Source organism: Cobetia sp. 29-18-1 (assembly GCF_029846405.1).
GTDB classification, from domain to species: domain Bacteria; phylum Pseudomonadota; class Gammaproteobacteria; order Pseudomonadales; family Halomonadaceae; genus Cobetia; species Cobetia amphilecti.
In genome coordinates this window covers 75,024-97,311 of sequence record NZ_JARWKS010000008.1, presented here as the reverse complement: position 1 = coordinate 97,311, position 22,288 = coordinate 75,024, and the positions used below count along the sequence as shown (strand labels likewise).

Below are 22,288 nucleotides of genomic sequence, written 5' to 3'. Positions count from 1 at the left end.
TTGTGCTGATACAGGGAAGTGTGCGCGCCTGCATGGGCCGTTCCGGGTAGTCAGAAACTGCTTTGGCCTGCATGCAGGCCGAGGAAATTCTGAATGATGAAGAAGTGGTCCTCGAAGAGGGTGTCGGGCTCCAGATCCGCCAGCGCGACCCAGCGTGCCTGCTCCTCGTTCTCGCCGCCGCCGCTTCTGAGCTTGGGTAGCTGCTGCTCCGGGCGCAGGGCGAAGTAGAAGGCCTCTGCCAGGGTGCGTCCGCGCCAGCTGCGATGCGGCGCGTCAAACAGACGCTGTCCGCGCAGAGAGCCACGCAGAACAGGTTCCGGCACCTTGAGGCGCACACGTTCCTTGAGCTCACGCAGGCAGGCATCCAGCAGGCGCTCCTGGGGTTGCACGAAGCCGCCAGGCAGAGCGTAAAGCCCCTTGCCGGGTGCCGCGCGACGTGTGGTGAGCAGAACATGGCCGGACTGCACCACCACGGCGTTGACCGTAATGAACAGTGGCGGGTAGGGCGCATCGCTCCAGGCGGCGCGATATTGCTCCAGCAGGCGACGCTCCTCGACCAGCCCTTGCCACGCGGTCTCATCCAGGAAGCCATGCAGGTGCTGAGCCACCGGCGGTGGCAGCAGCTCCAGTCCTTCGTTGTCCAGCCAATCCTCGGCGCGGGCACGCTCGGTGAAGATGACCTCACGAATACGGCTGGCCTCCATCCCCTCGCGCAGCGGCACCGCTACCGACTCCCACTGCGGGAAGAGGCTCAGGTAGTAGCTTGACTGGCTGTTGCTGTCACGCCGATTGGCACCGATCAGCGCGATTCTCGGCATCCGGTTGGCCTGCGGACGCGCGATATCGCGTACCTTGCGCTGCACATCACGCACCCAGACATCGTCGTTGTAGAGGGCGTCCAGCAACGGCACGATCTCCAGGCGCGCATTGTCGGCATCGTCAAAGCAGCTGCGGATCATGCGCGTGCGTTCAGAGAAGGTGAACGGGTTGCGCAGTGAACGTGCCTGCCAGGCAGAACCGACCAGCACGATGACCTGCCGCGCGAGGCGCAGGGCCTCTTCCATCACGGCAACATGGCCATGGTGCATGGGCTGGAAGCGACCGATGAAGACCAGGCAGTCGTACTGGGTGTCGGCGATCGCGGGAGAATCCTGAGTGCGAAGCGTTGCAGCGGGTGCAGAGGGCAACGTTGTCGTCGAAGGCATGATGAGCTCCGTGGCAGGCAGGATGGGGCGGCGTATGAGGCGCTTGCCCAGTGATATTCCGCTAGCGTATCAGATTATGTGCATGCGCCGAACGGCTCGCCATTCACTCTCGTCTGGCAAGGGTTATTCAAAACTTTATCCCGTTATCTTGATGAAAGAGACTCCATAACTCAGCAACTTCTCGGTCTTCGGGGCCATGGGGAGGCCGTTGTGGTAAAGGAGAGACACCAAAGAGGAGAAGAGGGAAGGAGGAAGGAGGAAGGAAAGGGGGAAGTGAACAAGCGCGAATGCGCAAACCGAGACAACGCCTGCCAGCAATGACTCTGACGGGCGTTGTCTCGGTTTGTGGCAAGGCCGATGGCAGGCCCAGGCGGGCCTGCCGAGCGTCGGATCAGGACGCCTTGGCGGTCAGCACGTCGGTGATCCACTCGACGACCTTGTCGCCCTGGGCATTGACGCAGACGTCGACCAGCGGCGTCTGGGACCACTGGTTGCCGAGGAATTCGCGACCCTCAGGGGCGAACAGCGTCTGACCTTCGGCCAGGCCTTCGACTTCGACATTCAGGTGGCCGCGCTCGGTGGTGAACAGCTCCGGCTTCATCAGCCAGGCGAGGGCGCAGCTGTCGTGCGGGCAGCAACCATCGATACCACGCGCTTCCTGATAGAAGGCCTTGTAGAACTGATAGCTGCCGGACAGCACTTCGCCGAGTGCGCCTTGCGCGACACGGATGCGCTCGACATGGGCCGGAGACAGCACGCAGCGGTGCGTCGCATCGAGACCGACCATGGTTAGCGGCCAGCCGGCGGTCAGCACCTTGGCGGCGGCATGCGGGTCATTGAAGATGTTGGCTTCGGCGACCGGTGAGACGTTGCCGCCTTCACGGATGGAACCGCCCATGATGACGACCTGCTTGACCTTGCTGATGATGCTCGGGTCCAGCTGCAGTGCGGTGGCCAGATTGCCCAGCGGGCCGACGGCGACGAGGGTGATCTCGCCCGGACGCGCATTGACCTGCTCGACGATGAACTGCGGTGCGCTGATGGACAGCGCCTTGCCCTTGGGCTCCGGGATCTCCATGTTGCCCAGGCCATTGGCGCCGTGGATGTGCGCCGGCGCCGGGAACTTGTCCTTGACCAGCGGCTGGGCAGCGCCCTGGGCGACCGGAATCTCCTGACCGGCCAGTTCGCCCAGCAGCAGGGCGTTGGAGGTGGCCGTCTCGATGGTGACGTTGCCGAAGGTGGTGGTCATGCCGAGGAATTCGATGTCCGGATGCGCCAGACAGATGGCAATCGCCTGGGCATCATCCACGCCCGGATCGGTATCAAAGATAATCGGTGTTTTCATGCTGACCTCGTGAAAGAAGTGACCTGCAATAGAGGGCGTTACGCCAACAGGGCGCCCATGAGGTGACACGGGCACGGCACGGGCCACATAGTGGTGCCCCGTGCAGGTAGCTCAGTTGTTCAGTTGCTCAGAAAGTCAGTTGCTCAGGACGTCGAGCGTCGGCCATTCGGCCAGGGCAGCGGCGACATCACTGGCCAGCGGAATGCTCGGTGCTGCGCCTTCGCGGCTCACGCACAGGGCAGAGGCGGTGCTGGCACGACGCAGGCTTTCCTCGATGCTCTGGCCTTCGATCTGGCTTGCCAGGTAATAGCCGATGAAGGTGTCGCCCGCCGCGGTGGTGTCCACGGCATTGACGCGGTGCGCCGGCAGCTGGATGCGCTGTTCCCCCAGCTGGTAGCAGACGCCTTCACTACCCAGGGTCATCACCACTTCGGTGTCAGGCAGGCGAATGTGCAGCGCGGCGAGCAGGGTGGCGACAGGTGCGCTTTCTTCCAGCTCGACCAGCTGTGCCGCTTCACCGCGATTGAGGAACAGCACCTGGCAGTGCTCCAGCGGCAGGCGCAGAACATCAGCACCCATCGGGGCCGGATTGAAGGCGATCTTCATGCCCTTGGCATGTGCCAGCTCGATGACCTTGCCCAGTGCGTTGCACTCATTTTGCAGCAGCAGCCAATCTCCCTGCGTCACGCCGGAGAACAGCGTCGCCAGATGCTCATCGGTGAAACCGTGGTTGGCACCCGGATGCAGAATGATGCTGTTCTCGGCGTGGTCGTCCACCTGGATGATGGCGTGGCCACTGGCGCTGGCGCTCAGCTCGACCTGCGAGGTGATGACACCGGCGCTTTCCAGCGGCTCAAGTGCCCAGCGATCACTGTTGCCAAGGCGGCCCCAGTGCGTGACGTCGCCTCCGGCGCGCGCAAGCGCGAGCGACTGGTTGGCACCCTTGCCACCCAGTACCTGACGGTAGGAGAGACTCGCCAGGGTTTCACCCGGTCGTACCAGGTGAGGTACCCGATAGACGTGATCGATATTGATAGAACCGTAGTTGTAAAGCATGCAGCCTCCTTGGGGTCGAGCATCCTAGCAAAGCCTTGGCCGCCTGTCCCCAGTCGTATCACCAAGGTCTGACCTTCAGGTCATGTTTAAGCGTTGAAGCTATTAGCCTCTTGGAACGCAAGAGAAAGTGCATACTTCCTGTCATCTCGCTGGATTCAGGATAGTCGCCCATGTCGGAGTCGAAGCAACCCGCCGTCACGATCAAGAAGTGGGTCTGGCGAGCGCTCTTCACCAGTACCATGATTCCGTTGCTGTTGGTCGAGACCGCCCTGGTGGCGGTGTATTTCGTATCCAATGACGAGATTCGTGATGCCAACCTCAATTACCTGCAATCCCAGTCGAGCAGCGAGCTCAATCTGGCGATGCTGCGGGAGGCCAAGTCACTCAGCCAGCAACTGGAGCATGTCCAGAACCTGTCGCGCGGGCTCGGTGCCCAGGCAGGCGAACTGGCCATGGGCGACGCCGGTACCGGGGTAGCGGCGCGCGAGGTTGCCCGTCACGCAAGCCTGCCCAGCGGTGTCTGGGCCAGTCAGCAGACGGCGGACAATCAGGGCAGCGGCTTCTATCCCGCCTTGCCAGGCCTCGAGCAGGACATCCCCATGGCGCTGCGCATGACGGCGGTCGACCCGATCATGCGCAGTGTCGTGTCCTCGCACTCGGCCGTGGTGCAGTCCTTCGTCACGATGGCCGACTGCTATGTCCGCCTCTTCCCCTATGTCGATCTGGCCTCGCTGGTGCCAGCCGACCACGACTGTCGTGATTTCTCCTTCTTCTATCTGGCCGCGCCAGAGGCAAATCCCTCCCGAAACACCATCTGGACCGACATCTACGAAGACCCGGCCGGCAATGGCTGGATGACGTCGGCCGTCAGTCCCTTCCATTCCGAGCAAGGCGAGTTTCTCGGCGTCGCCGGCGTCGACATGACCCTGGACGTGATCGTCAATCAGGTGCTGGCGATGGAGCTGCCTTGGCAAGGCTTCGCGATGCTGTTCGATGCCGAGGGGCGCTCACTCGCCGTCCCGCGGGCCGGTGAGCAGTTGTTGTCGCTGCTGCCGCTGGAGATTCCCGATGCCAATGACCTCCAGGAAGAGGATGTCATTCGGCCCGCCCAGCTGGAGCTGAAAGGTCATGACGTCTTCAAGAGACTCGCGCCCCGTATCCTGGAACAGCGGCGTGGCCTGGAGAGCGTCAATGTGGCAGGGGCACCCTACAAGGTGGCGTGGGAGCGCTTGCCGGGCCATGGCTGGATCATGTTGAGCATGGTCGAGGAGAGCGCCGTCTTCTTTCGTACCGCCGAGATCGGGCGCAACTTCCAGCTGGTCGGCATGGCGCTGGTCGGTGGCCTGATCCTGTTCTATTTCACCTTCTTCATTCTCATGAGCTGGCGCACGCACCACATCAGCCGTCGCCTTTCGGTGCCGCTGGCCGAGCTGCGTGAGCGTCTGCATCGCATCGGCATGGGCGCGGAAGTCGAGTCCGCGGGTGGCAGTGGCATCGTCGAGCTGGATGATGCCAACGCCACCGCCGAAGAGATGTACCAGCGGCTGCGCCAGACCCAGAAGGAATTGCAGTCCAGCGAGCGTCGCTTGCTGGATTCCCTCGAAGCCAGTGGCGATAGCCTGTGGGAAATGGACATTCCTGAGCGCATCGTCCAGATCCATCCCAATCTCTGGAAGATGCTCGGCGCTTCGGGCCACGAGCCGTTGGCGATGCGCGAAATGGACTTCGATCGCTTGATTCACCCGGAGGATCTTGAACAGGTACATGCGCTCAGACACAAGATCATCACCACCTATGGCGAAAGCTGTGAGTGCCAGTACCGGATGCGTGCGCCGCAGGAAGAGGACCTACAGCAGATCGAGGCGATGGGAATGAACGAGGCAGGCATGGCGGACGCCACAGGCAAGGCTGGCGACAAGCTTCTGCAACAGCGGGGCCTGAGCGCTGACGATGACGGTGAGCATGAGGACGGCGAGCGAGCGAGCGGCACCCGATGGGTATTGTTGAGCTCACGCGGTCGTGTGGTGTCGTGGGACGCTGAAGGCAACGCCCTCAAGGCGGCAGGCATGCATATCCGCATCCGCTGATGCCGGCCATTGACAAAAAAGCCCCCGACTCGGCGCATATGCCGGTTCGGGGGCTTTTTCGTGACGTGCCGATCACACCTGCCACTCGGTGTCAGTGGCTATCATCGCGAGGTTGAGGCCGCGAGGCTGTGGCCGTGTCAGGCGTGTTCGCTCAGGAATGTCTCGATATTGGCCAGACTGAGATCGAGCATGTTCTGGCGCGCCTCCTGACTGATCCAGGCATTGTGTGGCGTGACGATCAGGTTCAAGGGTGCACTCGCCGAATGATGCTGGCTTTCCAGGGCCGAGAGCAGCGAGTGGCCTTCACGTGGCGGCTCCTCCGGCAGGCTATCCACCGCCAGGCCGCCGAGTTGTCCGGTGGCCAGTGCCTCCAGCGCTGCGTCCTCGTCGATGATGCCCCCGCGGGCGCAATTGACCAGCAGTGCACCGGGCTTCATGGCGGCGAGCGCCTGCTCATCGATCAGATGCTGCGTCTCTGGGGTCAGCGGGCAGTGCAGGCTGATGGCGTCAGCCTGAGGCAGCAGGCTTTCCAGCGCGGGGCGTTCGGCGGTGGGGGCGGTGCCCGGACGAGCGGCAAAGGTCACGCGCATGCCGAACGCCTCGGCCAGCCTGCCCACCGCAGTGCCCAGCTCCCCCTTGCCGATGATGACCAGATGCTTGCCGGACAGCTGCACCACGGGGCGGCCCATCAGGCAGAAGGTCGCGCTGCGTTGCCACTTGCCCGCGGCGATGTCGGTCTGGTATTCCGGCAGGCGGCCTGCCAGTGCCAGCAGCAGCATCCAGGTGTGCTGCGCCACCGAATGAGTGCCATAGGCATTGACGTTCATGACCCGAATGCCGCGTGCTTCGGCGGCCGCCATGTCGATATTGTTGGTGCCGGTCGCCATCACCGCGATCAGCTTGAGGGTCGGCAGCTCATCCATGTGGTGCGCCTCGATGCGTACCTTGTTGACCAGCACGATGGAGGCACCGCTCAGTCGTGGCACCACTTCCTCGGGCGCGGTGGCGTCATGACAGACCAATCCTTCCAGACGGGCCTCGAGACGCGAGAAGTCCAGTCCGTCACCGACGGAGCCGGCATCTAGCATGACGGCCTGCGGGGCGCTGGTGGACGAGGCGGGCTCGCAGTGAGAGGAAGCGGGCGTGGAAGAATGAGAGGGAGACTGCGCAGTACGATCGTGATCGGACATAGGTGCCTCATGATGGCGTAGGAAGATAGACAGGAAGACAGAAAGGCTGGCCCGGAAATGACGAGTACGTAGCGTCTGGGCCGGTTTGTGCTTGGGTGTTGCCCCGCACGGGGCCGAGCACGCTATAATGTGCCCCTTTCGCTTTGACTTGAAAGCCGCTCAACTGGCCTTATTGTAGGCGTCTCTTGCTGGTGCTTGCGAAAGCTCTCATGTTGGGGCCGCAGGTGCGCTGAACGCAAGACGCGCCGCAAGGCATAACATTGTCATGGTTCACGGTGCTCAGACAGCCCCGTGACCAGTATTGTCAGGAAAGAAAACCATGCCGATCTATGAATACCACTGCAAGGCCTGTGGCCATCGGATGGACAAGTTGCAGAAGATCAGCGCTGCGCCACTGACGGAGTGCCCGGAATGCAAGACGGACCAGCTCGAGAAGCTGGTCTCCGCCGCCGGGTTCCGTCTGGCAGGCAGTGGCTGGTACGAGACGGATTTCAAGTCCGGCAGCAAGAAGAATCTGGCCGGTGGTAGCGACAGCACCGCCTGACACAGCTGGGATGGTGCGTCAGGCATCAGCGTGATGAGGGTCAAGGGCGCCCAGCGGGTACCCTTGACCCTCATCGCCAACGGCAGGCCCTCTGAGACAGATGCGCATCAGCGCGTCGATCATGAATTTGAGCAACAAGGAATCAACATGCGCAGCCACTATTGCGGCAAACTGAACGAGACCCTGATCGATCAGGATGTCACTCTGTGCGGGTGGGTGCACCGCCGTCGCGACCACGGTGGCGTCATCTTCCTCGACATGCGCGACCGTGATGGCATCGCCCAGATCGTCGTCGATCCGGACACCGTCGATGCCTTCGCCACTGCCGACAAGGCGCGCAGCGAGTTCGTGCTGCGTATCAAGGGCCGTATCCGTCTGCGCCCGGAAGGCACCCAGAACCCGAACATGCCGACAGGCATGATCGAAGTGCTGGCCAAGGACGTCGAAGTGCTCAACACCGCACAGACGCCGCCGTTCCAGCTCGACGACCACAACAAGGTCGGTGAGGAAGTTCGCCTCAAGTATCGTTATGTCGACCTGCGTCGTCCCGACATGATCGAGAAGCTGCGTCTGCGCTCGCGCATCACTCACAGCGTGCGCGCCCAGCTCGAAGCCCTGGGCTTCCTCGACATCGAAACCCCGATCCTGACACGTGCCACGCCGGAAGGCGCACGCGACTATCTGGTGCCGAGCCGCACCTACGCCGGCAGCTTCTTCGCACTGCCGCAGTCTCCGCAGCTGTTCAAGCAGCTGCTGATGGTCGCCGGTGTCGATCGTTACTACCAGATCGCCAAATGCTTCCGTGATGAAGACCTGCGTGCTGACCGTCAGCCGGAGTTCACCCAGATCGACCTCGAAGCCAGCTTCGTCGACGAGCAGGACATCATGGGCATGACCGAGACCATGATCCGTGGCCTCTACAAGGAAGTGCTCGATGTCGAGCTGGGCGACTTCCCGACCATGCCGTACTCCGAGGCCATCAGCCGCTTCGGTTCCGACAAGCCGGACCTGCGTATCCCGCTGGAACTGGTCGATGTCGATGACCTGATGAGCGGCGTGGACTTCAAGGTCTTCTCCGGTCCGGCCAAGGACGACAAGGGCCGTGTCGCCGCACTGCGTGTCCCGGGCGGTGCCAGCCTGTCACGCAAGGAAATCGACGCCTACACCAAGTTCGTCGGCATCTACGGTGCCAAGGGCCTGGCGTGGATCAAGGTCAACGAACGTGCCAAGGGCATCGAGGGTCTGCAGTCGCCGATCGTCAAGTTCATGGAAGACGTCGTGGATGAAGTGCTGGACCGCTGTGGCGCCGTCGATGGCGACATCGTGTTCTTCGGCGCTGACAAGGCCAACATCGTGGCCGAGGCCATCGGTGCGCTGCGCGTCAAGCTGGGTGAAGACCTCAACCTCTACACCCGCGAGTGGGCACCGCTGTGGGTCGTCGACTTCCCGATGTTCGAAGCCGATGCCAACGGCCGCCTGAGCGCGCTGCACCACCCGTTCACCGCGCCGTCCTGCACGCCGGAAGAGCTCAAGGCCAACCCGGAAGCGGCACTGTCTCGCGCCTACGACATGGTCATCAACGGCACCGAGCTGGGTGGCGGCTCCATCCGTATCCACGATCAGGCCATGCAGCGTACCGTGTTCGAAGTGCTGGGCATCGGTGAAGAAGAAGCGGAAGAGAAGTTCGGCTTCCTGCTCGACGCCCTGAAGTTCGGCGCGCCGCCCCATGGTGGTCTGGCCTTCGGTCTCGACCGTCTGGTGATGCTGATGACCGGCGCCAAGACCATTCGTGAAGTGATTGCCTTCCCGAAAACCCAGAGCGCCGGCTGCATGATGACCGACGCCCCGGGCGTGGTCAGCGGTGAGCAGCTCAAGGAGCTGAACATCCGTCTGCGTCAGAAGGTCAAGGTCGAGGACGAAAGCGGTCAGGCCTGATTCAGCGGCGCATGACCGAGAGAGTGACTGGTGGGGCCGTCTGGACTGATTCGATCAGACAAGGGCGGTCCCGCAGTGGCAGGTTTGTTCCTTTGGCCTGGTAGGCGAGGGGGCGAGCAAGCCCGACAAGGCGGTGCGAGACTGTTTGCTGGCGTTCACGTCAGGCAATGACAGTGTCGCACCGCCTTTTTTGTGGCATGGTGGCTGGTTATATACACAGTAAGAGCGATGGCGCGATGACGACAGCGAAGATGGAAGGTGTGAGAGACGAGGCGGCAGCATGATCATTCTTGGCATCGACCCGGGCTCACGTCTGACCGGGTATGGGGTATTGGATGTCTCTGCGGCCCAGCCTCGCTATGTGGACAGTGGCTGCATTCGCATGTCACAGGTCAGCCTGGATCAGCGCCTAGCGCAGATCTATGCCGGTATCAGCGAGGTGATCGCCCTGCATCGCCCCGCGGAATTCGCCATCGAGCAGGTCTTCATGTCCAAGAACGCCGATTCGGCGCTCAAGCTGGGCCAGGCGCGCGGGGCTGCCATCGTGTGTGCGGCCAATCACGGCTTGCCGGTGTTCGAATATGGGCCGCGGCAGATCAAGCAGGCCGTGACCGGTACCGGTGCCGCCGAGAAGTCACAGGTGCAGCATATGGTCACGCATACGCTCAAGCTCTCCGCCACGCCGCAGGCCGATGCCGCCGATGCGCTGGCCATTGCCCTGACGCATTGTTTCGCGCGTCGACGCCTGACGCCCGGCAATGATCAGCTGGAAGCCTTGGGGCTGGGGAATACCAGTCGACGCAAGGGAACCCGCGTGCGTCGTAGCAGCAGCTGGCGAGACTTCGAGCCCGACGCCTGACATGCCGTTGAGCGACAAATGCGGTATCGTGCTCAATTAATAGCGATTTTTCAGTCACTTGTAGAGTGTCTGCCGAGCCTGGCAGCAGTCGATTGCGTGATGCGCCAAGCCGCGTGGCATCAGGCTTCGTGCCATCACCCAAGATATGACTGTCAGAAAGATGCGACAAATTCGTCGTGACACTGGGACATGCCGCCTACGCTTCATCTTTGGTAGGCTTGCCCGCATTGTAACAATCCGTGCAGAGAATCGGGTCTGTGAGCAGCACGATCCCACCGAACACGTTCTCTGCCGAGCAAGGACAGCCGCAACATGATTGGACGCCTGACCGGGACATTGCTGGAAAAACAACCGCCGCAGCTGGTGCTTGACGTACAGGGTGTCGGTTATGAACTGGAAGCTTCGATGAACACCCTGTTGGGCTTGCCGGCCGTGGGCGAGCATTGCCAGCTTTACACCCACCTGGTGGTGCGCGAAGACGCGCAGTTGCTGTATGGCTTCGGCAAGGAGCCCGAGCGTCGTCTGTTCCGTGAATTGATCAAGATCTCCGGTGTCGGCCCGCGTCTGGCGCTGGCGATTCTGTCGGGAATGGAGCAGTCCGATTTCATTCGCTGTGTGCACGACGAAGACAGCCGGGCGCTGACACGACTGCCGGGCGTCGGCAAGAAGACGGCGGATCGCCTGATCATCGAGATGCGTGATCGCCTCAAGCATTGGACGCTGCCGGCGGATGATGGTCTGGATGAAATGGCGCGTGCCTCCCAGCCACAACCGCCGGTCACCCATCCTCTGGCGGATGCCGAAGCCGCGCTGGTGTCCCTGGGCTACAAGCCTGTCGAGGCGGCCAAGATGCTCTCCGGGCTCGAGACCGGCGCCTCCACGGAAGCGCTCATCAAGGCGGCGCTGGCGCGCAAGATGGCCAGCTGAAGCCCCGCCAGGGCAGCAAACATGCGCCCTATAGTTTCCGTGAAGGAAACGGCGCATCGTGATTGGATTTATTGACTAGGGGTTGGCAGGTTACTGGGGTAGAAAGTGCGCGCTTGAATGCAGATGCGCTAGATCGTTGCACCGCCCTGGCAAACCTTGCCACCTGCCACTGACGCACGTTCATGGCCCATGACCCGCGTCATGTGCGTGACCTGCGTCATCAGGAGTTGAGCAAGCATCATGATGGAGTCGGACCGACTGATCTCCGCGGCGACGCATGATCCGGAAGAGCGGATCGATCGCGCCAATCGGCCACGCACGCTGAGTGACTACATCGGACAGCCCATCGTCCGCGAGCAGATGGAAATCTTCATCAGTGCCGCACGAGGACGAGGCGATAGTCTGGATCACACCCTGGTCTTCGGCCCGCCCGGACTCGGCAAGACGACGCTGGCGCATATCATCGCCAGCGAGATGAGTGTCGATATCAAGTCGACCTCCGGGCCGGTGCTGGAACGGGCAGGGGACCTGGCAGCGATGCTGACCAACCTGCAGGAAGGCGATGTCCTGTTCATCGACGAGATTCACCGCCTGTCACCGGCCGTCGAGGAAGTGCTCTATCCGGCGATGGAAGATTATCAGCTCGACATCATGATCGGTGAAGGCCCCGCGGCCCGCTCGATCAAGCTTGAGCTGCCACGATTCACCCTGGTGGGCGCGACGACGCGCGCGGGGCTGCTGACGGCGCCGCTGCGCGATCGCTTCGGCATCGTCCAGCGCCTCGAGTTCTACGATATCGAGTCACTCACCGACATCGTGGCACGCAGTGCCAGGCTTTCCGGCATGGAAGTCGAGATGGAAGGGGCGCTTGAGATTGCGCGTCGTTCCCGCGGCACGCCGCGTATTGCCAATCGTCTACTGCGCCGAGTGCGTGACTTCGCCGAAGTGCGCTCGGATGGTCGCTTGACGCTGGAAGTGGCCGACAAGGCGCTCAACATGCTCAATGTCGACAGCCACGGCCTGGATCACATGGATCGTCGACTGCTGTTGGCGATGATCGAGAAGTTCGATGGCGGGCCCGTCGGGGTCGATTCACTGGCGGCGGCCATCGGGGAAGAGCGCGATACCATCGAGGATGTGCTGGAGCCCTATCTGATTCAGCAGGGTTTCATGATGCGCACGGCGCGTGGGCGTCTGGTCACACGCTCGGCCTATCTGCACTTCGGGATCACCCCGCGTGAAGAGCAGGCGCGCCTGGGACAGGAAGGAAATGACGCGTCATGACATCTGAAGGCGCAGGAAATACGTTGAAGGGTGAAGCTGCATGTTTTCACCATACTGTGCGCGTCTACATCGAGGATACTGATGCCGGTGGCATCGTCTACTACGTGAATTATCTGCGCTTCATGGAACGCGCGCGCAGTGAATGGTTGCGAGCGAAGGGCTTCACGCAGCAAGCCTTGCTTGAAAAAGGCATTCAGTTGGTAGTACACAGTGTAACAAATCTTTATCTTCGTCCTGCGCATCTGGATGACCTGCTGACCGTGACGGCAACGGCAGGCGCCTTGCGCGGTGCACGCTTGACGTTCACCCAGAAGGCGCTGCGCGGTGAGCAGATCTTGAGCGAAGCGGAAGTCGTGATCGCTTGCGTCGATGCCACGACGATGCGCCCCAGACGCTGGCCCGGGGAATTGCTTGCGGCTCTTGAGGTCTGAGATCACAAGGCGCAGTTGAGGCCGCTGCCAGCCAGGTGCCGAGACGCCAGGCTGATGAACAGATTATTTATCGTGTCACTGATTGACGGTGGCACAGACTGAACCAAGTAAAGAGGGATTTCCGTGGAAGATTCGATGTCGATCATTTCGCTGTTCGTGAACGCCAGTCTGGTCGTTCAGGCAGTCATGTTGCTGTTGCTGGCAGCTTCCATTGCATCCTGGGTGGTGATCTTTCAGCGCGGGATGGCATTGTCCCGTGCCAAGCAGGCTTACGCGGCCTTTGAAAAGCGCTTCTGGTCCGGGGTCGACCTCAATCACCTCTATCGTGAATTGCCGACGGATGAAGAATCCACCCCGGGCGCCTCTGGCGTCTTCCGTGCCGGCTTCCGCGAGTACAGCCGCCTCAAGCCCAAGTCCAGCAATGCCGATGCGGTAATGGATGGTGTGCAACGCAGCATGCGCGTCACGCTGTCACGTGAAGAAGAGCGCCTGAACGTTCATCTCCCGTTTCTGGCTACGGTCAGCTCCGTCAGCCCCTATGTCGGCCTGTTCGGTACCGTGTGGGGCATCATGGGCTCCTTCCAGGCACTGGGTACGGCTCAGCAGGCAACTCTGACCACCGTCGCCCCCTGGATTGCCGAAGCACTGGTCGCGACCGCCATGGGCCTGTTCGCGGCAATTCCGGCCGTCATCTTCTACAACCGTCTGGCCAGCCGTGCTGATCAGCTGCTGGGTCGCTATGAAGACTTCGCCGAAGAACTTCACTCCATTCTGCATCGTAATCTGCACGGTCGTGGCAGCAACGACGCTTGAAGGGAGGCGAGTCAATGAAAGGACCGTATAGCAGAGGCCACAAGCGCAAGCTGTCCTCCGAGATCAATGTGGTGCCCTTCATCGACGTCATGTTGGTGTTGCTGGTCATCTTCATGATCACCGCGCCGATGATGACGCAGGGGGTTCAGGTCGAATTGCCCAAGGTCACCTCCAAGCCGATCGACAATCCCGATGATGTGACGCCATTGATCGTCTCGCTGGATGATAGCGGCAATTACTACATCGACCTGGGGTCGGATGAAGACAAGCGCACGCCGGTGGCGCTGGACGAACTGGGCAGCAAGGTCGCGTCCATCGTGGCCGAGAAGCCCAAGACGCCCGTGCTGGTCAAGGGTGCCAAGACAGCGCCCTACGGCGATGTCATGGGGCTGATGAGCACGTTGCAGGGTGCCGGTGTCCCCAATGTCGGGCTGATTTCAGAACCACCGACCGAGGGCTGATGGATGAGTCAGCCAGAGATAGAACAGCGGGTCGGGTTGGGATTGCCTGTGGTGCTGGCCGTTGGCCTGCACCTGGGTATCCTGATTCTGACTCTGGTGAGTTGGCCAGAATCCGAACCGGAGAAGACCAACACCACCATCGTCAACGCAACACTGGTCAGTACCGAGACCACGACCAATCAGGCCCAGCAGGCGAAGTCCAGCAAGGCGCGTGATGCGGCCGAAGAATCCGATCAGCGCCAGAGCGCCAAGGAAGAGGCGGCCAGAGAGGCAGAGCTTGCAGCGGAACAGCAACGCAGCGCCGCCGAGGAAAAGGCGGCTGCCCAGAAGGCGCAACAGCAAAAGGCGGCTGAGCAGGCCAAGGCGGCGGAGCAGTTGAAGGCTGAGCAGGCGGCGGCCGAAAAGGCCAAGGCAGAAGCGGCCAGGCGTGCAGAGGAAGCCAAGGCGATTGCCCTTGATCGCAAGAAAGCCGAGGCGGAAAAGCAGGCCAAGGCCGATGCCTTGAAGAAGGCGGAAGCCGAGAAGGCTGCCAAGGCCAAGGCGGAAGCCGAAAAGGCCGCCAAGGACAAAGCCGCAGAAGAAGCGCGCAAGAAAGCCGAAGCGGAGAAGGCCGCCAAGGCCAAGGCAGACGCTGAAGCCAAGAAGGCGGAAGCCGAAAAGGCAGCCAAGGCCAAGGCAGCTGCGGAGAAGGCCGAGAAGGAAAAGGCGGCCAAGGCGGCAGCCGACAAGGCCGCCAAGGAGAAGGCAGCCAAGGCCAAGGCGGCGGAAGAAGCGCGCAAGAAAGCGGCCGCTGAAGCCGCACGTCAGAAGGCACTTGCCGAGAAAGCGGCGCAGGCCTCTGCCGGTTCGCTGGATAGCCTGATAGACAGTGAAAGCGACGCCATCAGTGGCGCCAAACAGGCCGCTCAGGCTGCCAACAGCTTCGAGAACCTGCTCAAGAAGTATGTCGGACAGAATTGGAATCGGCCCTCGGGCTCCGTTCCCGGTATGACGGTCACGCTGAGAGTGTCATTGTTGCCGACAGGCGAATTGGTAACGGCAGCGGTCAGCAAGAGCAGTGGTAACGCCGCCTTCGATCGCTCCGCGATTCAGGCGATCCAGAAAGCAGCACCGTTTACCGAGATGCAGGACCTGCCGGCTGGTGCCAAGAGCCAGTTCCGAAACTTCAACCTGTACTTCAATCCAGAGGACCTGGGCCGATGAGACGATTGACCGCATGGATGATGGCAGCCGCCTTGCTGGCAGTGACCAGCCTGGCAAGAGCTGATCTGACCATCGAGATCACCAAGGGGAATGACAGCGCCACACCTATCGCTGTCGTGCCGTTCGAGAATCTGACCGGGGGAAGTCTGCCGCAGGACCTCGCACGCATCATCTCCGATGACCTGGCGCGCAGTGGCCAGTTCGACCCGATCAAGCGCGACAATCTGATCGCGTTGCCGGGCACGACCCAGGACGTCTTCGTCAATGACTGGAAGCGCCTGGGGGCCAGTTACCTCGTGGTGGGTCAGGTAAAGACGGCCAGCAATGGTGGTTATAGCATCCAGTATGAGCTGATGGATGTGCTGGGCAACAAGCGCATGCTTGGCGAAGTCATCACCGGAAGCAATGGTGAACTGCGCGCGCGTGGCCATTATATGAGCGATGAAATATTTGAGGAAATCACTGGAATTCGCGGTGCTTTCTCTACAAAAATCGCATACATTACCGCCAATGGTGTTGGCGACAATATTCGTTTTGCCCTGTACGTGGCGGATTCAGATGGCCACAATAGTCAGGAGATTCTGGCGTCCGATGAGCCGATCATGTCACCGGCATGGTCGCCGGATGGCAAGAAGCTGGCCTATGTCAGTTTTGAAGCCGAACGTCCCGCTATCTATGTGCAGGAATTGGGCAGTGGTCGTCGTGCAAAACTGACAGGTTTCCGAGGCATCAATGGTGCCCCGGCCTGGTCGCCGGATGGACGTAAACTGGCAATGGCATTGTCAAAGGATGGCCAGCCGGAAATCTATGTGATGGATATTGCCAGCCGTCAGTTCCAGCGTCTGACCAACAATCCTGCGATCGATACCGAGCCGGATTGGTTGCCGGATGGCAGCGGTATGGTGTTCACCTCTGATCGTGCAGGCTCCCCACAGATCTATCGTCTTGATCTGTCCGGCGGTACGGAACGTGTGACATATACCGGTAATTACAACTCCCGCGGGCGCATCTCACCCGATGGAGAGAACCTGTTCATGATCAACCGCGCAGGCAACGGTTATCAGGTTGCCAAGCAAGATCTGAAGAGCGGTCGGGTTACCTCCCTGACCGATACTCAGTGGGATGAATCACCAAGTGTTGCGCCGAATGGCACTATGGTGATATATGCCACTCAGCAAGGAACCCGCGGGGTCCTGGGCCAGGTGTCGGCAGACGGAAGGGCACAATTCTCCCTGCCGTCAGCACAAGGCGACGTGCGTGAACCTGCGTGGTCGCCGTTCCTGAACTAAACCACTAGAATGCAACTGAGCCACCAAGAAAGGCTTGGCATTCGTACCCATTAGAGCAAGGAGTTTCACAATGCAGTTCACCCCGTATGCAAAAGGTCTGTTGGTTGCCCTGTCCCTGAGCGTCATGGCAGGTTGTTCCAGCAGCGGCGGCGCTCAGGACGGCGACATGGATTCAGCCAACAGCGGTGCGAACACTGCCGGCATGAACACTGGTGCCAACAGCAGCGCCAACCAGATGAGCAACGCCACCATGCCTGACGTGCGTACCATCTACTTCGCCTTCAACAAGGACACCATCCGTCCTGAGTTCGAAAGCGTCCTGATGGGTCACGCTCAGTACCTGAAAGCCAACACCAGCGCCAATGTCGTTCTGGAAGGCCACGCTGATGAGCGCGGTACTCGTGAATACAACCTGGGTCTGGGCGAGCGTCGTGCCAAGTCTGTCGCACGCTTCCTGACTGTCCAGGGCGTGTCTCCGTCACAGATCGAGATCGTCTCCTACGGTGAAGAGCGTCCGGCTGTCCAGGGCCACGGCGAGTCTTCCTACGCCAAGAATCGTCGTGTGGTCTTCGACTACTAAGTACGGTTCATCTCCGCGACTCTCCAATGAGGCGTGGAGACGCTAGAAACTTGTGTTGAGCTGGCCCGGGCAAGAGGCGTGTCCTTGAACCCCGGGCTTGCTTGCGCGATACCATGATGATTCGGCGGAGCCGACAGCATGAAACACAGCCTGAAAGGGTTGTTCGGTGCGGGAGCCTTGTTGCTCCCGTTGTCCGTTTTGGCCGCACCGACGGTCGAGGACCTCACTGGGCAATCAAACTCGCTCTATCAGCAGGCCAATACTCGTTTGAGTGGCGGCGGCACCCTGACCCTTCTCAATCAACTCGACGAACAGGCACAGGAAATTGCCCGACTTCGCGGCCGGATCGATGAGCTGGAATACCAGTTCAAGCGCCTGACCGAGATGTCGCAGCAACGCTACCTGGATCTGGAACAGCGGGTTTCTGGCGGCGCTTCCGCCGGGGAGAACGGTCAGGTTGTCGATTCACAGGCAGCAGCGGCAGTCACTGGCGGCGCAAGTGCCGGTGGTGCAGCCAGCACCAATGGCGCCAGCAATGCCGACAGCGGTGCAGCTGCCCAGAAGGATTACGAGAATGCCTTCGCCAAGGTGCAGTCTCGCGACTTCGATGGTGCCATTGTCGCCTTTGAAGCCTTCGTGGTGGACCATGGGGATTCTAACCTCGCCGCCAATGCCCATTACTGGCTGGGCGAGCTGTATTCGGCCAAGAACCAGCTGGATGCTTCTGCCCAGGCCTTCGACACCGTGATCAGCGAATTCTCGCAATCCAGCAAGGTGCCGGATGCGATGTACAAGCTGGGTCTGGTCAAGGCGCGTCAAGGCAAGGCGCAGGAAAGTCGCTCCTTGCTCGAGAAGCTGGTCCAGCAGTATCCGGACAGCAAGGCTGGCACCATGGCCAAGGACTTCCTGTCCTCCGGCGCCTGAGTGCCCGTGGCCATTGGCCACCTGTATTCCCCAAAGCCCGCGCTTGGTATTCTACCAGGTGCGGGCTTTGTGTTAAGTGGCGCTCGGCGTCTCATGCCATCGGCAGGCGTCCCGGGCACGCTTCATTCGATTCATGTGGCCGAGCGAGTATTGCCGGTGCGGATACAGTGACTCTCATCGGCGTTGACGACAGATCTCAGACAGGGATATCACCATGGCAGAGTGCAAGATCGACTATCAGGCCCCGGACGACATGCTGAAAGGGCGGATCATTCTGGTGACCGGGGCGGGGTCCGGCATTGGGCGTGAAGCGGCAGTCGAATATGCGCGTCATGGGGCGACGGTGATATTGCTGGGCAGAACCATTGCCAAGCTGGAAGAAGTCTACGACGAGATCGAGGCATTGGGGGCACCACAACCGGCCATCTATCCGCTCAACTTCGAAGGGGCATCGCTCAAGGATTATCAGCAGATGGCTGATACCCTGCACAGCGAGTTCGGTCGACTGGATGGCCTGCTGCACAACGCGAGCCTGCTGGGCAAGATCACTCCGTTCGAGCAGTATGATCCGGCGCTGTGGGAGCAGGTCATGCAGGTCAATATCAATGGCCCCATCTGGATGGTCCAGGCATTGCTGCCGTTGCTCAAGGCCTCGAAGGACGCCTCCGTCGTGCTGACAAGCTCCAGTGTCGGGCGCAAGGGGCGTGCCTTCTGGGGCGCCTACAGTGTCTCCAAGTTCGCTACGGAAGGCTTCTCGCAGATGCTGGCTCAGGAATTGGAGAATACCAGCCAGGTGCGCGTCAATACGCTCAATCCCGGTGGAACGCGGACCCCGATGCGCAAGTCGGCGTTCCCGGCCGAAGACCCGGATACCCTGCGTACGCCCGCCGACATCATGCCGACCTATCTGTGGTTGATGGGGCCGGACAGTCGTGGTCATACCGGCGAGATGTTCGACGCCCAGCCGCCGAAAGTCTGAGCCATAGTCGACTGTCATCTCCTCACTGGATGACGAGTGACGCCGCCAGGCGGGCCATTCGTCATACCCTGCAACAAGAACGCCGACGGCATTGGCCGTCGGCGTTCTTGTGTCTAGCTGTCTGTTTCTAGCGGCTTGTGTCTATCTTCTGATGTTCATCTGCGGATCATTCGCTCGTGGGGGGCTGGTTCGTGCGAGCTTCTTGTGAGCGCTACGTGCGTGTCGCTCGGTCAGCGCAGGTCCGCTGCTCGCAGCGCGGCATTGATGACTTCTTCCGAGGTGTCAAACCACACATCGGCAGGCCAGGCGTCCACATCGTCGCCCTCACGGACATAGCCGTAGCGCACCGCGACCGCCAGCATGCCCGCCGCGCGTGCCGCCTGCATGTCACGGTCGTGGTCCCCCAGATACCAGCATTCGGAGGCGTCGACACCGAGGCAACGTGCCGCCTCCCACAGAGGCTCTGGATGCGGCTTCTTGACCGGCAGGTCATCGGCACACAGCAGACAGCCGGGCGTGAGCTTGAGCGCGGCGATCAGCGGCTCGGCGAACTGACGGGGCTTGTTGGTCACGATGCCCCACGGCAGGCCTGCGCGCTGACAGATCTCGATCAGGGCGTCATAGCCCGGGAACAGCACGCTGTGCGCCGCGACATCGCGGGCATAGAATTCCAGCAGGCGAGTGCGCTCGCTGGCATGCTCAGGGTGATCGAGCTCATGGCCCAGGGCCAGCGTCACCAGAGCGCTGCCACCATGCGAGACTTCGGCGCGAATCACGTCGTAGTCCAGCGCCGGCAGGGTGTGATGCTGACGCAGCTCATTGGTGGCGCGCGCCAGGTCTGGCGCGGTGTCCACCAGGGTGCCATCGAGATCGAAGATCAAGGCGGCGGGACGAGGTAGCGCTGCCGGCAGGCTCACGCAAGCTCTTCCTCGGTCGGGCGACGCGTGTGCATCAGGTAGTTGACGGTCAGGTCGGAGGAATTCAGGCGATATTTGCGCGTCAGCGGGTTGTAGGTCATGCCGGTGGAGCCTTCCATCTTGAGGCCCGCATCGCGTGTCCAGCGACCCAGCTCGGCCGGACGGATGAACTTGCGATACTCGTGGGTGCCACGCGGCAGCATCTGCAGCACATATTCCGCGCCGAGAATCGCGAAGGCATACGCCTTGGGATTGCGGTTGATGGTCGAGAAGAACACCATGCCGCCGGGCTTGACCAGCCGTGCGCAGGCCGCGATCACCGAGGATGGGTCCGGCACGTGCTCGAGCATTTCCAGACAGGTGACGACGTCGAACTGACCGGCCATCTCTTCTGCGGCGGCTTCGGCGGTGGTCTGGCGGTAGTCCACCTCGACACCGGACTCCAGCTGATGCAGGCGGGCAACGGACAGCGGCGCCTCACCCATGTCGATGCCCGTCACCTGGGCGCCACGATGCGCCATGGCTTCGGAGAGAATGCCGCCGCCGCAGCCGACGTCGATCACGCGCTTGCCTGCCAGGCCAGCGTGGGTGTCGATATAGTCGACCCGCAACGGATTGATGTCATGCAGCGGCTTGAATTCACTGTCACGGTCCCACCAGCGACTGGCCAATGCCGAGAACTTGGCGATCTCGCTGGCATCGACATTGCCCAGATGGTCCTGGGGCTGGGCATCTTGCTGGGTGTCGTTATCGCTCATCTTTGCATCCTTACCGTTACGGAAGTGCTGTTCGGGAAGTGGCAGGCCTGTACAGGCACCTTACCCTCGGGCACGATTCCACCATTCTAATCCGACTGCCGTCGCGGGTCAGCGTCCAGCGAAAAAAACTCATCATGACGGGCACTTGCGTTACGATGGGGCGGGGCGTCGCGCCACGCGCGATGACCAGTCGTCATTATTGTCATGTAGCAACGGGGAGTGGTCATGAGCCTGGTTCCGATTCGCTGGGTAAGCCAGCAAGAGTGTGCGTCGCGGGAAGAAGACACGGCAGGCACCCCGCCCGAGGCCAGCGCTGACGTCTCTCCTGATATCACTAAGCCGGCGGTGAAGCTTGCGCTGCTCGACCAGCGTCTGCTGCCGGGTGAGACCCGCGAGGTGCTGCTCGAGGATGCACGCGGGGTCGCGACTGCCATTACCGACATGGTGGTCCGCGGTGCACCGGCCATCGGGATCGCCGCCGCCTATGGCGTGGCGCTAGAGGCTTTCGTCATCAACCGCGAGGGCGGCGACTGGCAGTCACGCCTGGCCAGTGCCTGTGATGTGCTGGCTGCCTCGCGCCCGACAGCGGTCAACCTGTTCTGGGCGCTGGATCGCATGCGCAAGGTGATTGCCGCACACGCCACTCAGTCGCAGGCCCCGTATGAGGCGTTGCTGAAGGAGGCCGTGCGCATTCATGAGCAGGATCTGGAGGACAATCTGCGTATGGCCGAGTTTGGTGCCCAGGTGATTGCGGCCTCCCTCGCGCAGGGCGAGACGCGGTGCGAGGTCATGACCCACTGCAATACCGGCGCGCTGGCCACCGGCGGCCACGGCACGGCGCTGGGCGTGATCCGTACCGCCTACGCCCAGGGCATTCTCGGCCGTGTGCATGTCAACGAAACGCGCCCCTGGTGGCAAGGCTCTCGCCTGACGGCGTGGGAGCTGGTGCAGGAGAGGATTCCCGCGCGTCTGGCCGTGGAAGGCGCAGCCTCGCTGATCATGCAGCAGGGTGCCCGGACGCCGGAAGGCGTGCGCTGGTTGATCGTCGGCGCGGACCGCATTGCGGCCAACGGCGACACGGCCAACAAGATCGGCACCTTCTCGCTGGCCGTTCAGGCGCGCGCCCATGGCATCAAGGTCATGGTGGTGGCCCCGCTGGCCACGTTCGATGGCAGCCTGGCCAGTGGCGCGGACATCCCCATCGAGACGCGCGACGCCGCCGAGCTGCGCGAGGCGGGCGGACGCCAGATCGCGCCGCAGGACATCGATGTCTTCAATCCGGTCTTTGATGTCACACCGCATGAGTATATTGATGCCATCGTCACCGAACATGGCGTGGTAGAGTCGCCCGATAGCGACAGTGTCGGTGCGCTGCTCGGGCGCGCCATGCGCCGCTGATGGCGTTTCGCAGGGTGGTAGCGCTCACCAAGCCTCGGATAGTGCAGGAATTTCGCACTCCTTGATCAAACTGGCATAATCTCTGCCTATGATGAAGGATGGT

The 22,288-nt window shown here is 61.5% G+C and carries 21 protein-coding genes; 15 read left to right on the top strand and 6 right to left on the bottom strand.

The window, feature by feature from the left end; genetic code table 11:
* Positions 1 to 50: 50 nt before the first annotated feature.
* The 3 genes from QD208_RS08300 to QD208_RS08290 all read right to left on the bottom strand — a co-directional run bounded on the left by QD208_RS08300 (position 51) and on the right by QD208_RS08290 (position 3,606).
* Positions 51 to 1,205: a bifunctional nicotinamide-nucleotide adenylyltransferase/Nudix hydroxylase gene (locus QD208_RS08300; RefSeq protein ID WP_107334817.1), complete on the bottom strand. Its 1,155-nt coding sequence runs from the start codon at positions 1,203 to 1,205 to the stop codon at positions 51 to 53.
* A gap of 391 nt (positions 1,206 to 1,596) precedes the next feature.
* A complete protein-coding gene (locus QD208_RS08295; protein ID WP_131432025.1) occupies positions 1,597 to 2,550 on the bottom strand; it encodes a nucleoside hydrolase in 954 nt (317 codons plus the stop codon).
* 135 nt (positions 2,551 to 2,685) lie between these two features.
* Positions 2,686 to 3,606 carry a ribokinase gene (locus tag QD208_RS08290; RefSeq protein WP_153635751.1) on the bottom strand — a complete coding sequence of 307 codons (921 nt, stop codon included), beginning with the start codon at positions 3,604 to 3,606 and terminating at the stop codon, positions 2,686 to 2,688.
* Positions 3,607 to 3,776: 170 nt separating this feature from the next.
* Here QD208_RS08290 and QD208_RS08285 point away from each other — a divergent pair, with 170 nt between their 5' ends.
* Positions 3,777 to 5,693, top strand: coding sequence for a cache domain-containing protein (locus QD208_RS08285; RefSeq protein ID WP_153635752.1), 1,917 nt, complete (start codon positions 3,777 to 3,779; stop codon positions 5,691 to 5,693).
* A gap of 137 nt (positions 5,694 to 5,830) precedes the next feature.
* Here QD208_RS08285 and QD208_RS08280 read toward each other — a convergent pair whose 3' ends face one another.
* Positions 5,831 to 6,883: a D-2-hydroxyacid dehydrogenase gene (locus QD208_RS08280; RefSeq protein ID WP_153635753.1), complete on the bottom strand. Its 1,053-nt coding sequence runs from the start codon at positions 6,881 to 6,883 to the stop codon at positions 5,831 to 5,833.
* A gap of 319 nt (positions 6,884 to 7,202) precedes the next feature.
* Here QD208_RS08280 and QD208_RS08275 point away from each other — a divergent pair, with 319 nt between their 5' ends.
* The 13 genes from QD208_RS08275 to QD208_RS08215 all read left to right on the top strand — a co-directional run bounded on the left by QD208_RS08275 (position 7,203) and on the right by QD208_RS08215 (position 19,112).
* Positions 7,203 to 7,427, top strand: a complete 225-nt coding sequence (locus tag QD208_RS08275; RefSeq protein ID WP_043333602.1) for a zinc ribbon domain-containing protein — start codon at positions 7,203 to 7,205, stop codon at positions 7,425 to 7,427.
* A gap of 147 nt (positions 7,428 to 7,574) precedes the next feature.
* Complete coding sequence (aspS, locus tag QD208_RS08270; RefSeq protein WP_043333603.1) at positions 7,575 to 9,362, top strand: aspartate--tRNA ligase; 1,788 nt, start codon at positions 7,575 to 7,577, stop codon at positions 9,360 to 9,362.
* Positions 9,363 to 9,642: 280 nt separating this feature from the next.
* Positions 9,643 to 10,221, top strand: coding sequence for a crossover junction endodeoxyribonuclease RuvC (ruvC, locus tag QD208_RS08265; RefSeq protein WP_043333606.1), 579 nt, complete (start codon positions 9,643 to 9,645; stop codon positions 10,219 to 10,221).
* A gap of 312 nt (positions 10,222 to 10,533) precedes the next feature.
* Positions 10,534 to 11,148, top strand: a complete 615-nt coding sequence (gene ruvA, locus QD208_RS08260; RefSeq protein ID WP_043333607.1) for a Holliday junction branch migration protein RuvA — start codon at positions 10,534 to 10,536, stop codon at positions 11,146 to 11,148.
* Positions 11,149 to 11,388: 240 nt separating this feature from the next.
* Entirely contained in the window at positions 11,389 to 12,432 is a 1,044-nt protein-coding gene (ruvB, locus tag QD208_RS08255) for a Holliday junction branch migration DNA helicase RuvB (RefSeq protein WP_043333609.1), read from the top strand.
* On the top strand, positions 12,429 to 12,863 hold the full coding sequence (gene ybgC / locus QD208_RS08250) for a tol-pal system-associated acyl-CoA thioesterase (protein WP_279836496.1): 435 nt from the start codon (positions 12,429 to 12,431) through the stop codon (positions 12,861 to 12,863). The genes ruvB and ybgC overlap by 4 nt, the downstream gene beginning before the upstream one ends.
* Positions 12,864 to 12,998: 135 nt before the next feature.
* Positions 12,999 to 13,676 carry a protein TolQ gene (gene tolQ, locus QD208_RS08245; protein WP_107336548.1) on the top strand — a complete coding sequence of 226 codons (678 nt, stop codon included), beginning with the start codon at positions 12,999 to 13,001 and terminating at the stop codon, positions 13,674 to 13,676.
* Positions 13,677 to 13,690: 14 nt separating this feature from the next.
* Positions 13,691 to 14,137 (top strand): protein TolR, encoded by a 447-nt coding sequence (gene tolR, locus QD208_RS08240; protein ID WP_054556687.1) that lies wholly within the window; start codon positions 13,691 to 13,693, stop codon positions 14,135 to 14,137.
* A gap of 3 nt (positions 14,138 to 14,140) precedes the next feature.
* The gene (gene tolA / locus QD208_RS08235; RefSeq protein WP_153635755.1) at positions 14,141 to 15,340 is read left to right on the top strand and encodes a cell envelope integrity protein TolA; all 1,200 of its coding nucleotides are present in this window, start codon (positions 14,141 to 14,143) and stop codon (positions 15,338 to 15,340) included.
* Positions 15,337 to 16,629 (top strand): Tol-Pal system beta propeller repeat protein TolB, encoded by a 1,293-nt coding sequence (tolB, locus tag QD208_RS08230; protein WP_107334808.1) that lies wholly within the window; start codon positions 15,337 to 15,339, stop codon positions 16,627 to 16,629. The genes tolA and tolB overlap by 4 nt, the downstream gene beginning before the upstream one ends.
* 70 nt (positions 16,630 to 16,699) lie before the next feature.
* Positions 16,700 to 17,209 carry a peptidoglycan-associated lipoprotein Pal gene (gene pal / locus QD208_RS08225; protein WP_153635756.1) on the top strand — a complete coding sequence of 170 codons (510 nt, stop codon included), beginning with the start codon at positions 16,700 to 16,702 and terminating at the stop codon, positions 17,207 to 17,209.
* Between the two features lie 138 nt (positions 17,210 to 17,347).
* Positions 17,348 to 18,133: a tol-pal system protein YbgF gene (ybgF, locus tag QD208_RS08220; RefSeq protein WP_107334807.1), complete on the top strand. Its 786-nt coding sequence runs from the start codon at positions 17,348 to 17,350 to the stop codon at positions 18,131 to 18,133.
* A gap of 214 nt (positions 18,134 to 18,347) precedes the next feature.
* Positions 18,348 to 19,112 carry a YciK family oxidoreductase gene (locus tag QD208_RS08215; RefSeq protein ID WP_054556682.1) on the top strand — a complete coding sequence of 255 codons (765 nt, stop codon included), beginning with the start codon at positions 18,348 to 18,350 and terminating at the stop codon, positions 19,110 to 19,112.
* Between the two features lie 230 nt (positions 19,113 to 19,342).
* Here QD208_RS08215 and QD208_RS08210 read toward each other — a convergent pair whose 3' ends face one another.
* Positions 19,343 to 20,023 carry an HAD-IA family hydrolase gene (locus tag QD208_RS08210; protein ID WP_153636861.1) on the bottom strand — a complete coding sequence of 227 codons (681 nt, stop codon included), beginning with the start codon at positions 20,021 to 20,023 and terminating at the stop codon, positions 19,343 to 19,345.
* 2 nt (positions 20,024 to 20,025) lie between these two features.
* A complete protein-coding gene (gene ubiG / locus QD208_RS08205) occupies positions 20,026 to 20,742 on the bottom strand; it encodes a bifunctional 2-polyprenyl-6-hydroxyphenol methylase/3-demethylubiquinol 3-O-methyltransferase UbiG (protein ID WP_054556732.1) in 717 nt (238 codons plus the stop codon).
* 270 nt (positions 20,743 to 21,012) lie between these two features.
* On the opposite strand from ubiG, the gene mtnA reads away from it, so the two are divergent.
* Complete coding sequence (mtnA, locus tag QD208_RS08200) at positions 21,013 to 22,185, top strand: S-methyl-5-thioribose-1-phosphate isomerase (protein ID WP_279836495.1); 1,173 nt, start codon at positions 21,013 to 21,015, stop codon at positions 22,183 to 22,185.
* Positions 22,186 to 22,288: the final 103 nt, after the last annotated feature.